Annotated in this window: 13 protein-coding genes; 4 read left to right on the top strand and 9 right to left on the bottom strand. The window is 53.8% G+C overall.

Features of this window, described 5'->3' with window-relative positions; all coding sequences use genetic code 11:
* Positions 1-50: 50 nt before the first annotated feature.
* Both JYE50_RS02460 and JYE50_RS02455 read left to right on the top strand, forming a co-directional pair.
* Positions 51-1619 (top strand): Y-family DNA polymerase, encoded by a 1569-nt coding sequence (locus JYE50_RS02460; RefSeq protein ID WP_084094147.1) that lies wholly within the window; start codon positions 51-53, stop codon positions 1617-1619.
* Between the two features lie 320 nt (positions 1620-1939).
* Positions 1940-2389, top strand: a complete 450-nt coding sequence (locus tag JYE50_RS02455) for a hypothetical protein (RefSeq protein ID WP_179138160.1) — start codon at positions 1940-1942, stop codon at positions 2387-2389.
* Positions 2390-2601: 212 nt separating this feature from the next.
* Here JYE50_RS02455 and JYE50_RS02450 read toward each other — a convergent pair whose 3' ends face one another.
* From JYE50_RS02450 to JYE50_RS02410, 9 genes are all read right to left on the bottom strand, one after another.
* Positions 2602-3132 (bottom strand): hypothetical protein, encoded by a 531-nt coding sequence (locus tag JYE50_RS02450; protein ID WP_084094145.1) that lies wholly within the window; start codon positions 3130-3132, stop codon positions 2602-2604.
* Between the two features lie 57 nt (positions 3133-3189).
* Complete coding sequence (locus tag JYE50_RS02445; RefSeq protein ID WP_084094143.1) at positions 3190-3597, bottom strand: ATP-binding protein; 408 nt, start codon at positions 3595-3597, stop codon at positions 3190-3192.
* Positions 3590-5293, bottom strand: coding sequence for a PP2C family protein-serine/threonine phosphatase (locus JYE50_RS02440; protein WP_084094141.1), 1704 nt, complete (start codon positions 5291-5293; stop codon positions 3590-3592). Before JYE50_RS02440 ends, JYE50_RS02445 begins: the two co-directional genes overlap by 8 nt.
* Positions 5290-7059, bottom strand: coding sequence for an MATE family efflux transporter (locus JYE50_RS02435; protein ID WP_084094139.1), 1770 nt, complete (start codon positions 7057-7059; stop codon positions 5290-5292). Before JYE50_RS02435 ends, JYE50_RS02440 begins: the two co-directional genes overlap by 4 nt.
* Positions 7056-7934, bottom strand: a complete 879-nt coding sequence (locus tag JYE50_RS02430; protein WP_084094137.1) for a phosphatidylglycerol lysyltransferase domain-containing protein — start codon at positions 7932-7934, stop codon at positions 7056-7058. The genes JYE50_RS02435 and JYE50_RS02430 overlap by 4 nt, the downstream gene beginning before the upstream one ends.
* A complete protein-coding gene (locus JYE50_RS02425) occupies positions 7935-8729 on the bottom strand; it encodes a formyltransferase family protein (protein WP_084094135.1) in 795 nt (264 codons plus the stop codon). It abuts the gene before it with no gap.
* Between the two features lie 16 nt (positions 8730-8745).
* Complete coding sequence (locus JYE50_RS02420; protein ID WP_084094133.1) at positions 8746-9039, bottom strand: STAS domain-containing protein; 294 nt, start codon at positions 9037-9039, stop codon at positions 8746-8748.
* Between the two features lie 501 nt (positions 9040-9540).
* Positions 9541-10368: a 6TM ABC transporter family protein gene (locus tag JYE50_RS02415; protein ID WP_084094131.1), complete on the bottom strand. Its 828-nt coding sequence runs from the start codon at positions 10366-10368 to the stop codon at positions 9541-9543.
* 86 nt (positions 10369-10454) lie between these two features.
* Positions 10455-11042, bottom strand: a complete 588-nt coding sequence (locus tag JYE50_RS02410; protein WP_179138159.1) for a formate/nitrite transporter family protein — start codon at positions 11040-11042, stop codon at positions 10455-10457.
* Between the two features lie 191 nt (positions 11043-11233).
* Here JYE50_RS02410 and JYE50_RS02405 point away from each other — a divergent pair, with 191 nt between their 5' ends.
* Both JYE50_RS02405 and JYE50_RS02400 read left to right on the top strand, forming a co-directional pair.
* Positions 11234-11908 carry a response regulator transcription factor gene (locus JYE50_RS02405; protein ID WP_084094127.1) on the top strand — a complete coding sequence of 225 codons (675 nt, stop codon included), beginning with the start codon at positions 11234-11236 and terminating at the stop codon, positions 11906-11908.
* A 4-nt stretch (positions 11909-11912) separates the two neighbouring features.
* A complete protein-coding gene (locus tag JYE50_RS02400; protein WP_084094125.1) occupies positions 11913-12890 on the top strand; it encodes a sensor histidine kinase in 978 nt (325 codons plus the stop codon).
* Positions 12891-12981: the final 91 nt, after the last annotated feature.

The following is a 12981-nucleotide window of genomic DNA, read 5'->3' as shown; positions in this document are numbered from 1 at the left end:
TCTCCTGCCTCCTACCTCATCACTCTTTCCCGACTGTTTACGTATTATTTATGACTTACATCGCCATCGACCTCAAAAGTTTCTACGCTTCCGTGGAGTGTGCGGACCGTGGTCTTGACGCGCTTTCCGTTAATCTTATTGTGGCTGACGCGACCCGGACAGAGAAAACCATCTGCCTGGCCGTCTCTCCCAGTCTCAAGGCTTACGGGATCGCCGGCCGTGCCCGCCTGTTTGAAGTCATCCAGCGGGTTAAAGAGGTCAATGCGGAACGGCTGCGCAATGCCATCCGCCTGGGCAAGGCTGTCCGTGGGCCGGACGGGAAATACGGTTTCTCCGTCCGCTCCGCCGATGCGCGTCAGCTGGCGGCGGATCCGTCCCTGGAGCTGGATTATATTATTGCCCGGCCGCGGATGAAGCTTTATGAGCGGATCAGCACCAAAGTCTTTTCCATCTACATGAAATATGTCAGTGATGAAGATATCCATGTCTATTCCGTGGACGAATGCTTCATGGATGTCACCGGCTATCTGAAAACCTACGGCATGACCGCCCATGAGCTCGCCATGACCATGATCCGGGACGTGCTTTACAACACCGGGATTACCGCCACCGCCGGCATAGGAACCAATATGTACCTGGCGAAAATCGCCATGGACATTGTGGCCAAGCGGGTTCCCGCGGACCAGGACGGTGTCCGCATCGCGGAACTGAATGAACAGACCTACCGGGAACTTCTCTGGTGCCACCGTCCCCTGAAGGATTTCTGGCGTGTGGGGTTCGGAATCGCTGCCCGCCTGGAAAAGCTGGGCTGCTATACCATGGGAGATATCGCCCGCCTTAGCCTGACCAATGAAGATCTGCTTTACAAGGCGCTGGGCATCAACGCGGAGTTGCTCATTGATCATGCCTGGGGCTGGGAGCCTGCCCGGATTTCAGACATCAAAACCTATCGTCCCATATCCAACAGTCTCAGCAGCGGCCAGGTACTTTCCGAGGCCTGTGATGCCCGGAAAGGCCGCCTGATCATCCGGGAGATGACAGACCTGCTGACCCTTGACCTGGTGAAAAAGAAACTGGTCACCAAAAAGATCGAGCTCACCGTCTGCTACGACCGGGAAAGCCTGGCTGTGGAAGTCCAGGGACGTTCCCTTCGGGATTCAGTCTTTCGCGTGGCCTCCACCGGAAGGATCTATACCGGCGCCATCTCCGCGGATCCCTACGGCCGCATCATTCCGAAGCACGCTCACGGCACCGGAAACCTGGATCGCTGGACCAGCAGCACCCGCCGTATTTCAGACGCGATGATGGAGCTTTATGACCGGATCGTTGATCCGGATCTGCTGATCCGCCGCGCCTATGTGGTCGCCGTCGGTCTGATTCCCGAGGATGATATACCGGAGGAAGCTCCCCTGCAGCTGGACCTCTTCACGGATTATGAGACCCTGGCCCGCCAAAAGGAGGAGGAAGCCGCCGCGGACGCAAAGGAAAAGCGCCTGCAGGAGGCTGCCCTGGATATTCAGGAACGCTTCGGCAAAAACGCCATGCTCAAAGGCATGAACCTGGAGGAAGGCGCCATGACCATCAAACGCAACGGCCAGGTCGGTGGTCACCGCGCCTAGTAACTATCACGTCCGACGCAGTCGGACATATCATATTGGCCGCAAGCCAATATATCATATTTGCCAAAGGCAAATATATCATGCTGCCCCGGCAGCATATCATTAAAGGCATTTATGCCTTTTCCCGTCCGCAGGCGGTTGTTAAATTCAAAAAATGACGTAGTCATTCCTCCGCCATTATTCATTTTTAAGTCTTCATTTTTAAGTTTTAAGTAAAACCTCCTACCTCCTACTTCCTACCTCCTACCTGAACACAGCCTCCTACCTGAACACAGCCTCCTACCTGAACGCATCGACCACCATTAATGGGGTAAACGCTTATGAATCAAGAATCTGCTCCCTCCCCCCGTCAGGTCTACGGCGACATCATCGACCTTCCCCATCACCAGTCTCCCACCCGTCCGCACATGAGCCTGCACGATCGCGCTGCCCAGTTTGCGCCTTTTGCCGCGCTCACCGGTTATGAGGAAATGGTGGATGAGGAGGCCCGCCTCACGGAACGGGAGATCTCCCTCGGGGACTCGGACCTGGATATCCTGGATCAGCAGTTCCGCCGCCTTTCGGAATTGCTGTCTGCCGGCCAGCGTCCTCCGGTTACCGTAACATTCTTTGTACCTGACCCGCATAAAGCCGGCGGCCGCTATGATACCGTCTCCGGCCTTGCCCGCCGCCTCGATCCCGTCGAAAAGCAGCTTCTCATTCTCACAGAATCCACTCCTCCCCAACCCATCTCTCTCGATATGAACAGGATTCTGGAAATTGATTTATGATTTCCAGAATCCTGTTAACTCTTCACTCTTCACTTTAAACTGATAACTCTAAACTCTTCACTCACAACTTTAATTCAAAGAAACCGCTTACGTCCTCGTAAGCGGTTTCCTCCACCATTTTTAAGTTTTCAGTTTTAAGTTTTCATTTTTCAGTTGTTTCCGCCCGCAGGCGGATAATTCTGAATTCTGAATTCTGAATTAATTACTTGCTTTCAGCATTTTTCATCAATCATCCCATACACTTCCACGTACTTTTCTTCCGCGATTGCCTCTTTCGGCTTCCTCTCCTCGTACATTTCCCTCAGTTTTTCGCTGTCTCCGTACAGTTTCTTCACCTGCTCATAGGCAAACCTGTTGGCGTCCATCTCGTGCGGTTGTCCCATATAGAGGTCCGTAAAAGCCTCTTCTCCGCCTTCCAGTTTGCACTCGATGTATTCTCCGTTCACCAGCTTATAGCAGGTTCCGTCATACTGGATCACGTATCCGATGCTCCGCCGGATCAGTTCGCTGAACCGTTCCGGGCACAGGTACTGTGACGCGTGCCGCAGCTCATGGAACAGGAAGAACGCCCGTATGAAGTCCGGTGTCCCTTCCGGGAAATCCGTGTTGATGTATACCGTCCGGCTGTCAGGATCAAACATTCCGTCCGCGCCTTCAAAGCCTTCCGGCATTTCAAAGCACAGGTGCAGGGCCAGTCCGTTTTCCCGGCAGTACTCGTCAAAAATCTCCTGATAGTCAAACATGGGAAATTCTGCCTCTCATTGTAATATGCCTTTGTTTGAGATCTGGCAAAGAAAGCGTTAAAGCTTTTTGGTGATCGTCAGGATATTCTGCCCGTCTTTGCGGCTGTATTCCATCGCGTCCATACTTTTCTTCACCATATAGATCCCCAGGCCGCCGATCTTCCTTTCCTCGGCGGACAGCGTCACGTCCGGATCCGCTTTGGCAAGCGGATCAAAAGGAATACCGTTGTCCCGGAATTCGATCGTAACTGACGCGTTTTCCGGATCCGGACGCACAGAGATATAAGCCTTGCCGGTTTCAGGCGCATAGGCATAATTGGCGATATTCACATAGATCTCTTCCACCGCGACATCAATCTGCATCTGAGCCTTCATGGAACAGTCCATCGTTTCCAGCTGACCGTCCACAAAAGCAAGTACCTGATCCAGGTTGCTCACGAGGGCATCAACTGTCAGGTCAGCCATTCTGTGCCTCCTCAGATCCGAAATAGCGCAGGGCAAGCATGGTGATGTCATCAAACTGCGGTGCGCTGCCTACAAACCGGTTGATTCCGTTCCGGACATTCCGCAGCAGCCGCTGTGGAGAAGCATCCGGTTCCTTGTTCAGGGCTTCCAGCATCCGGTCCGTACCGAACAGCTGGTTATCCGCGTTGGTTGCTTCGGTCACACCGTCTGTGTACACAAACAGGGTATCACCCGCATGCAGTTCAAAGGAATGTTCTTTGAAGGGAATTCCTTCCATCACCGCAACCGCGGGAGAATGGGTATACTTCACCAGGTCATAGGAGCCATCGGCCCGGCAGAGCACAGGATGTTCATGGCCCGCGTTCGCGGCCTTTCCCTTACCGGTGGAGATCTCCAGGATGGCAAACCATACGGTGACAAACAGTTCCGCGTCATTGCCTTCGCAAAGCTGTTCATTCACATACCGCAGGATCTCGGCAGGTCCGCCGCCCATCTGGGCCCGGTTCTTGATCAGCGTCTTGGTAATCACCATGAACAGGGCCGCCGGAACGCCCTTGCCGGATACGTCCGCCATAACAAGGCCCAGGTGGTCATCATCGATCAGGAAGAAGTCATAGAAGTCACCGCCGACTTCCTTCGCCGGGGACATGGAGGCAAAGATATCAAACTCCTTGCGGTCCGGGAACGGCGGGAAAATCCGGGGCAGCATGTCCGCCTGTATCTGCGTGGCAACGTTCAGTTCCGCGCCGATCCGTTCCTTTTCAGCCGTGATGGCAGTCAGGTTATGGATGTATTCGTTCATGTCCGTTTCCATCTGCTTCATGGCGACGGACAGGTCTTCAATTTCGTCATGAGTCCGGATGTCAAGATCCGTAAAGATTGTCTTTGCTCCTTCCGATCCCTCCTCCGCGTAATACTCGGAAGCCGCGCTGGACAGCTTCTTCAGTGGTTTGACAACACCCTTGTTGACAACCAGGAAGAAGATGATGCAAAGCGCCAGGGTCAGGCCCAGGAGGAACATGGACAGGGTGATCAGGAACATCTTTTCAGAGTTCTTCACCTCGTTCATGGAGATATCCGCAAAGGCATAGGCGCTTACCGTTCCGTCCGCCCGGTAGATCGGCACTGCGGCGGAAACCAGCCAGCCGTATTCTTCCGTATTGGTGATGTAAGGCGGGAATCCTACGGAAGGATTGCTCAGTACCGCCTTGTTCTGGTCATATACCGGATCAAAGTTGCCCGGGAAGCAAGGATCATCCGAGGCATCCACCATGTATACAGTAGCCCGGGTAGGCACGTCCACATACAGGATATAAATGGACTCCACCTCGTTCGCGTCCTGGATGCCGCGCAGTTGTTTGTACAGGAACTGATAGGCTTCGCTCTCCTGGATATGGGAAAAGCGTGCCAGGTACTCTTCATACTCGGGAGTCCCCATATTCTCGCTGCCGACCTTGTTCTTCGTCGATTCATACACTTCCTCGACTTCCCGGCGCAGCTCGTCCACCTTTTCGGCGTCCACAACAGCCTGGACCGTTGCGGCCAGTTCAGTAGCCTTGTTCCGGTAACGGGTATCGTTGTTCCGTGAGAAAACGATCCCGCTGATGGTCAGTGCCGTACCGGAAAGGATAACCGCCATCACAATGATCAGAAGCACGATTTTTTTACGAAGGGAAAACCTGGATGCCTTTTTCATATCGTCACCACCATCGTATTAAATTCCTGGTACCTGCGGTAGTAGAAGCTTTCCGCTCGTTTTTTGATAACCTGCATGCCGACTTCGTTGAAGTCAATATCTTCTCCGTCGGATTTGTCTGCTGAGAAGGCGAAGGGATTGAAGGTGTCGGAGCTGTCCCTCAGGTGCAGGGTGAACTTTCCGTCCTTTCCTGCCACCAGGGAGATCTGGATCATGCATTCATCCGCTTCTTTTCCCTGGAAACCCTTGGTCATGATCACGTTGCACAGTTCTTCCACGGTCATCTGCACGTAATAATGCTGTTTTGGGGTGGCTTCCCAGCGTTCGCAGAATGCTTCGATCTGTTCCGTAACCGTTCCGATCTCCTCCAGCTGGTTGTGAAGGAAGGCCCTGTATACGCGTTCCGGTTCGATCTGCCCGTTGTCAACATATTTCAGTTTCCGCCACAGCAGGAAGATTGCCAGGGAAACAGCCTCCGTCAGCGGGAACACCGTCCAGAAGAACTTGGCCCCGAACTGGGAGCAGAGCAGCGTCAGGGGAATCAGTACCGCGGCGCCGCGCAGCGTGGAAAGCACAAACGTCGGCAGGCTCTGTCCCCTGGCCAGGGAAAACTCACCCCACAGATGGTTTATACCCGTCAGCAGCGTACCGGTACAGAACACCCGGATTGCCCAGGTTCCGAGCGTTCCGCCGTTTTCGGGCGACAGGCCGAACACGGCGCATACTTCGGGAGCAAAGACGGCCACCAGGGCCGTAACCGCCAGTCCCGTAACCATCCCCACAAAGAAGCCTTTCCGTTCCGCCAGGTCACAGGCTTCGTGGTTGTATTCCTGGGAATAGGTGCTCAGGATCGGCTGGACTGCCTGCGTCACCGCGCCGTAGATGTAGGAGAAGAAATAGGTCAGGTTCTGGATGACATCGAAAACTGCCACTCCCTCCTCACCGGCGAGGCGGATGATGATGTTGTTGCACAGCAGCACAAAGACCAGCTTGTACAGATAGGATACACAGGTTGAAAAGCCGGTCCGGAAGCATTTCCATACATTGCTGTAATCCGGCTTGAACGGCAGCAGCCGCAGAGCGTTTTTCCGGCACCGGATCACCACGATCTCAATGGCGGATGTCAGCGCCACTCCGGCAAGGGTCGCGATTCCCGCGCCGGCAGCACCCATCCGCAGGAAAAAGACCAGCACAACATTCAGGATGATATCAACAATATTGCCCACGGACGCCGCGATGCCTGCCTCACGCTCCATGTCGCAGTTCCGCATATAGTATCCCAGGCTGTATGCTGAGAAGAACAGAGGCGCGCTGATCAGCAGGATCCGCACATAGACCGCTGTTGTGTCATACAGCAGCGTATGGCTTTCTCCCGCGCCGAGCACAAACAGGATCGGCTGTATGGCCAGGTTGCCCAGCACGGCGATTGCCGCTCCGATCAGGATCAGGAAAGTGAATACGCCCTGGAAATCCGCCCTGGCTTTTTCCTCGTGTCCCGCGGCCATATGCCGTGAAAAGTTCATGGAACCGCCGAGACCGAAAGAATGCATGATCACGTTGTAGATCATGAAGATCGGCAGCGCAAAGGACATGGCGGCCAGGCCGACCTCTCCCATCCGGCGGCCCAGCACAATGGCGTCCGCCATATCGCCCAGGGACAGCGTCAGCGCGGAGATCAGCGCAGGCATATACTGCCGCCGGAACATGCGGCGGATGAAATAATTGTGTTCTTCTGTACCCGTTCCGTTAATCCTGTTCATATTCATAGGCTGCGCTCTCCTGTAAACATTTGGATCATGGCACAGGGACGCAGTCTTTCCTTGGTCAGTCGCAGTCCTTCCGTTCCCAGATCTTCTTCATAATTGAATTGTCCGACATGCTCCGGACATGCCCCGACAAACGCTGCGCGAAGGTTTTCCGTCATTCCCGGCAGGTTTTCCCGGGCGTTGTGCAGGCAGCAGTCATATACTCCCTCGCTCAGCGGAAAACCGGCGGAAACGGCCCAGTCTTTCCCGTCCAGCCTCAGGATAACGCCCCTGGCTTCCAGCGCGTTCCAGTTGTCCAGCAGGGCATTGGTCGGCTCTTCCCACAGCAGGGAAACATTCTTTCCGCGGTTTTGCTGCCACTGGCGGCATATATCCCGCACAGCGGGAAGAATGTCTTCCGTAATGGGCGCCGTTGTGATCTCGTGCTCTTTCTGCAGCCTGCGGTACAGGTTGCGCATCTTCACAAACCGTCCGCCTGCCATCTGGAGGATTTCCTCCCGGTTATACAGGTATTCACTGTCTTCCGGCGATTCATGGATCGTAAACACGCCCGGAAAATACCTGTTCAGTTCTTCAGCGTCTTCCTTTTGCAGGTAGCAAAGCCTTCTGCAGCCGGACCGGATCAGGGTTTCAACGCATTCCAGCCTGGCTTCCGGCTTTCCGCAGGGATAAAACCAGCTGTTTTCGCCCTTCCAGCCGCTGCGTACGGTATAAACGTCCGGTGTCATGTAAAGGGAAAGGTCCATGTCCTGCTTCCACAAAAACAGTGATGCGAAAGCATGGGCGCTGTCGCATCTTCCATACGCGCTGTACAGCTCCTCCACAGCTGCCTTATCCGCGATGGTGATGCTCTGTACTGTCAGGGTGTCGGTCATTTACTGAAGCTTCCTCGCTTTCATGGCGCATATAACCCGGCTTCCGAAGGGAAAACATATTGTGTTCTCTTCTTCGGTGTCCTTCAGCAGGGCCCGGATCAGCTCCCATTTTTCTCCTTTTGTCTCATAGATCACCTCATAGCTGTAGAACGCGCGCAGCACACGCTCCACGCAGTCCTCGTCCATCCCGTCGGTGATCGTCCAGTCCTCTTCTGTCGGGCAGGGCCAGTATTCGGCGGCTGTTTCATCCTGGACCGCGGCATTGTTCCAGAGGCCGTCCGGATCCGCGCACAGCTCCCTGATCATTTCCGGCAGAACGCTGCGCTGCTTCTCCATCAGGGTTTCCTGGTTTTCATCCGGTTCAACGATAATCTTCCGCTGCAGGAGAATATCCCCGGCATCCAGTTCGTTTGTCATTTTATGGATCGTAACGCCGGACTCCGTCAGTCCCCGCAGGATCGTGACCGCCATCGGCCACGCGCCCCTGCCGGAAGGAAGGTAGGAGGGATGGATATTCACGATCCGCATCCCTTCCGGAACCGGAATCTTGTAATAGTATCCGGCGCAGACCACCAGTTCACAGCCCTGTCCGGCCAGCTCCTCCAGGTCGCTCTTCCGGATTCGGTCAAGCTGGAGCGGGATCCCGTGTTCCCGGGCATAGCCGCATACCTGGATGTTGAATTCCGTCACATTGTCCGTTTCGCAGGAAAAGATCTTCATGATCTCGCATCCGCACCCTGCCAGGACCGGAAGCGCGGGAAACAGGAAATCTATTCCGATATACGCTGCCTTCATACTGAAACAAGCATCCTCACTGAATATTCAGGATATCCGTGAAACCTGTGATTTCGAAAATGTCCATGATCTCCGGCCGTGTATTCAGGATGATCATGCTTCCCTGTTTATTCATCATCTTCTGGGCGGAAAGCAGTACCCGCAGCCCGGCGGAAGAGATATATTCCAGTCCGGCGAGATCAAATGTCAGTTCCGTCACGCCTTCCAGGTTCTTCAGTTCAGCCTCCAGTTCAGGAGCAGTCGTAGTATCAAGCCGGCCCTCCGGAGCGATGTCCAGTGCGCCGCCGTTTTGTTCCTTCCGGATTGTCATATTCAATTCCTCCCTTTTGAGATGAGGACAGTATATCACAAACCTCGCCGGAATACAGTCCCAAATTGCCCAAAAAACAAATAAATATGCAAAGAAAAGGTCTCATGTCCTTTTCTTTTCGCACTGGTAAAAAGGTATCCTGTGCCGGAAACCGTTCCTGATCATCGCCTGGAAAGTTTATCCTGAATGGCATCCGGATTCTCCGGACAGTTTCCGGTCCACCGTTTCTTGATACGTATCTCCCTGCCCCGCTGGCACCTCCTTCCAAACAAAAATGCATAAAAATGCAATTTCAGCAACTTCATCCGTACAACCCGTACATTTTGCATATTGTCTTCATCATCCCGTGTGCTTCCCTGCTGTTTCACAATCAAACAATAAACATGGAAACCAAATTGTCCCTCACCTGGTTTGTCATCTCTACCGGAACGTAGCTAAGCAGAGAGATCTGATTCAAATCAAAAAAATCGCACCTTCGGGTGCGATTTTCTCCATCATTCTTCATTTTTCATTACTTTTGTTCCTTCGCGCAGCGACAAGCTCCCCGTACCTTTCTTTTAACCGTCTCAGGTTGTTCAGCGAGACCGTCTCATCCAGCTTTCCCGTTCTGTCTCCTTTCATAAAGGTCAGAAATGCCCTCTGTTCTTTCCGGAAGCCTTCCGCCAGTTCCGTCTCCCCGATCAGTTCCAGCATGGTAATCCCATCCAGAAGCAGCGGCCGGAAAATCTTGTCCATAGCTGTATCATATTCTTCCCGCGAATGCGGTTTCCCGCAGAAAGACTCTGCAGTCCTGTAATTTTCTTCCAGTACAGCAAGGGATTCTTCCGTCAGTTTCCGCTGATCCGGAATCACCCTGTCATGTTCAGCCACAGTCCCGACTATCGTAACCGGATCCGCCGCAAGCATAAGCCCTTCCCGATCCAGCTGGATCTCCGTTTCCTGTCCGCTCCCCTCACGGGTCGGATTGAAGAAACACCAGGCGCCGTCATACTCTTCCATCACAACCGCGTGTTTTCCCCGATGTCCGGGCAGTCTCAGGCCAAGCATACTCCCTTCATGATCCCGCAGGTATTCCGGCAGTTTTTCCCTCTCCACCGGCTCTTCCCGCATGCAAAGTCCCCGCGGATTCAGGTACAGGTCATACCATTTCTTTCCCTGCAGCATCGGCCCGCCCAGGAAGGAGTCCCCTTCCCGGGCAAAAATCCACGGAAGCCCTGCTTCCCTGACGATCTCCGTATCTTCCGTCATGATTCCCTTTTCAGCCAGGATGAACGCCAGTGCCGTAAAAGAACATGCCGAATTAAAATGCATATATTTCACTTGTTTCAAAGGATATACTCCTTAATGGTAAAACAGCACCCTTCGGTGCTGTTTTTACCACAATTATTCGTTTTTAAGTTTTAAGTTTTCATTATTCATTTCTGATCAGATTTCTTCTGCCATGTCAGAAGGAATCTGATCAGATAACTCCCTATTCCGTTTCCCACTGCCGCCAGCGGGATCACCCACCAGGCAATTCCCTGGGCGATGGCCGCGTATCCGGCCAGGGCGATGGAGTGGGCATAGGAGGAAAGGATGAACAGCGCCACGCCGTACACCACAAAAGGCAGGCGGCTGATATCCTTGTTCTTCGGTTGGGTGGTTGCCAGATACATACAGATACCGCACATCACGGACTGCCAGATTACCTTGACCGGATCCTGGTATCCCGCGGCGATCTTCTGTGCAGCTTCCCGGATCTCCGGCAGGAAAAGGGAGGCCAGGTAGCCGCATATACCTCCGCCGATCACGTTCATCACCAGCATGATCAGCTTCTGCAGGGGATTGTAGTCATCCCGGGCCACACGTCCGGTGAACAGTTCCGCGTCAAAGTTGACAACGAACCAGAGGCCCGCGCTGAAGAGCACCGCTCCCGGTATACCGCCGCCGACTTTGAGATTCACAATACATCCCATACAGATCAGGATACCCGCTGCCGCGGACCGTGCCAGAGAGGTCTTCATGGTGCTCATCCTCCTGCAATATAAAAATCTGCCCCCATGGTAACCGGAAAACAGGTCAATGTCAAACATCTTCCTGTTCTTTTTACGGACCGGATGGATTCCGCTTCTCCCTGTCCTTTCTTTCAATAATATGGTATGATTCAGGTGGTCCCGGCTGCATCTAAAAGCCGGGCCGTCAAAGGAGACCCGCTATGGAATATCGTATCCTGATCGTGGAGGATGAACAGGGCATTGCCATGTCTGTCTGTTCTGCCATGGCCCGCTGGGGCCTGAAGGCCGAAGCTGTCACGGATTTCCGTCATGTCATGGAAGACTTCGAACGTGTCCAGCCGCACCTGGTGCTGCTGGATATCTCCCTGCCCTTCATGAACGGCTACCACTGGTGCACAGAGATCCGCAAGGTTTCCGCCGTACCGGTGATCTTCGTTTCCTCCGCATCCGATAATATGAATATCATTATGGCCATGAACATGGGCGCGGACGATTTCATCGCCAAGCCCTTTGATCCGGATGTCCTGGTTGCCAAGGTGCAGGCCCTGCTTCGCCGCTCTTACGATTTTGCCGGTTCCGCTCCGGTAATCGAGCACAGAGGCATCGTCCTGAACACCGGGGATAATACCCTGACCTGCAACGATCAGAAGCTGGATCTGTCCCGCAATGAATACCGGATCCTGCTCACCCTTATGCAGAACAAGGGCAAAATCGTCAGCCGGGAAAAGCTCATGGAAGCCCTCTGGCAGACCGATTCCTTTGTGGATGAGAACACCCTCACAGTCAATGTAGGCCGCCTGCGCAAAAAACTGGAAGCGGCCGGCGTCAGCGATTTCATCACAACCAAATTCGGCGAAGGTTATCTGGTGGGGTAAGAAAATGAAGCTGCTTATACAATACCTGAGGAGTAAAGCCGCCGTCCTGCTGATTTTTCTGCTTTTTGCGGCCATCATGGCATTCTCCTTTTCCCTCTACCACCTCCCGGTAAAGGCTGTACTCTATCCGGCCGCGCTGTGCGCTGTTCTGGGGCTTGTGGCACTGGCCATCGGTTTTCTCCGGACCCTGCGGATGCATAATCTGATCACCGCTATCCGTGAAATGGATACCGCTCTTCCGGAAGTCCGGAATGTTGAAGCCGCGGACTACCGGGAGATCGTCCGTCTGCTGCGGGAGCAGAACCGGGAAGCCCTGACCCGTTCCGAAACCGAAATGAAAGCCATGATGGACTATTACACCCTCTGGGCCCATCAGATCAAAACGCCTATTGCTTCCATGCGCCTGCGCCTGCAGGAGGAGGATTCTGCCCAGTCCCGTGTCCTCCTCTCAGACCTGAGCCGCATTGAGCGTTATGTTTCCATGGTACTGACCTACCTGCGCCTGGAAGGCAGCAGCACAGACTATGTGATCCGCAAAACAAACCTGGACAGCATCCTGCGTCCTGTTTTCAAACAGTTTGCCGGAGAGTTCATTAACCGGAAACTGAAGCTGGATTATACCCCGACAAATGTCGAAGTGCTCACGGATGAGAAATGGCTCTCCTTTGTGGTGGAGCAGCTGCTTTCCAACGCCCTCAAATATACGCCGAAGGGTTCTGTCTCCGTTTATCTGGAGGAACCTTCGGTTCTGTGTATCCGTGATACCGGCATCGGCATCTCCTCGAAGGATCTGCCACGGGTATTTGAGCGCAGTTATACCGGTCTCACCGGCCGGGCTGACAAGCGTGCCAGCGGTCTGGGGCTCAGCCTGTGCAAGCAGGTATGTGACAACCTGGGGCACGGCATATCCATCGAATCCGTACCGGATCAGGGTACAACCGTTCGTGTTGACCTGGGCACACGGAAAATGAATTATGAGTAAATGTGACAGTTTTGTTAGTTTTGACCTCCGATCTGTAAGCCGATTCGATGGAATGGATCGGCTTTCGCCTTTACAATAGGGTCGTAATCGA

Source organism: Aristaeella lactis, assembly GCF_018118585.1.
Taxonomy (GTDB): Bacteria; Bacillota; Clostridia; order Christensenellales; family Aristaeellaceae; genus Aristaeella; species Aristaeella lactis.
The sequence above is the reverse complement of the archived record's forward strand: the minus strand, read 5'-3'. Positions and strand labels throughout refer to the sequence as shown.

Coding starts and splice junctions, on each gene's coding strand:
- JYE50_RS02460 (WP_084094147.1), top strand. CDS start 51: ATGACTTACATCGCCATCGACCTCAAAAGTTTCTACGCTTCCGTGGAG.
- JYE50_RS02435 (WP_084094139.1), bottom strand. CDS start 7,059: ATGAATATGAACAGGATTAACGGAACGGGTACAGAAGAACACAATTAT.
- JYE50_RS02410 (WP_179138159.1), bottom strand. CDS start 11,042: ATGAAGACCTCTCTGGCACGGTCCGCGGCAGCGGGTATCCTGATCTGT.
- JYE50_RS02455 (WP_179138160.1), top strand. CDS start 1,940: ATGAATCAAGAATCTGCTCCCTCCCCCCGTCAGGTCTACGGCGACATC.
- JYE50_RS02425 (WP_084094135.1), bottom strand. CDS start 8,729: ATGAAGGCAGCGTATATCGGAATAGATTTCCTGTTTCCCGCGCTTCCG.
- JYE50_RS02445 (WP_084094143.1), bottom strand. CDS start 3,597: ATGGCTGACCTGACAGTTGATGCCCTCGTGAGCAACCTGGATCAGGTA.
- JYE50_RS02405 (WP_084094127.1), top strand. CDS start 11,234: ATGGAATATCGTATCCTGATCGTGGAGGATGAACAGGGCATTGCCATG.
- JYE50_RS02400 (WP_084094125.1), top strand. CDS start 11,913: ATGAAGCTGCTTATACAATACCTGAGGAGTAAAGCCGCCGTCCTGCTG.
- JYE50_RS02440 (WP_084094141.1), bottom strand. CDS start 5,293: ATGAAAAAGGCATCCAGGTTTTCCCTTCGTAAAAAAATCGTGCTTCTG.
- JYE50_RS02420 (WP_084094133.1), bottom strand. CDS start 9,039: ATGACAATCCGGAAGGAACAAAACGGCGGCGCACTGGACATCGCTCCG.
- JYE50_RS02450 (WP_084094145.1), bottom strand. CDS start 3,132: ATGTTTGACTATCAGGAGATTTTTGACGAGTACTGCCGGGAAAACGGA.
- JYE50_RS02430 (WP_084094137.1), bottom strand. CDS start 7,934: ATGACCGACACCCTGACAGTACAGAGCATCACCATCGCGGATAAGGCA.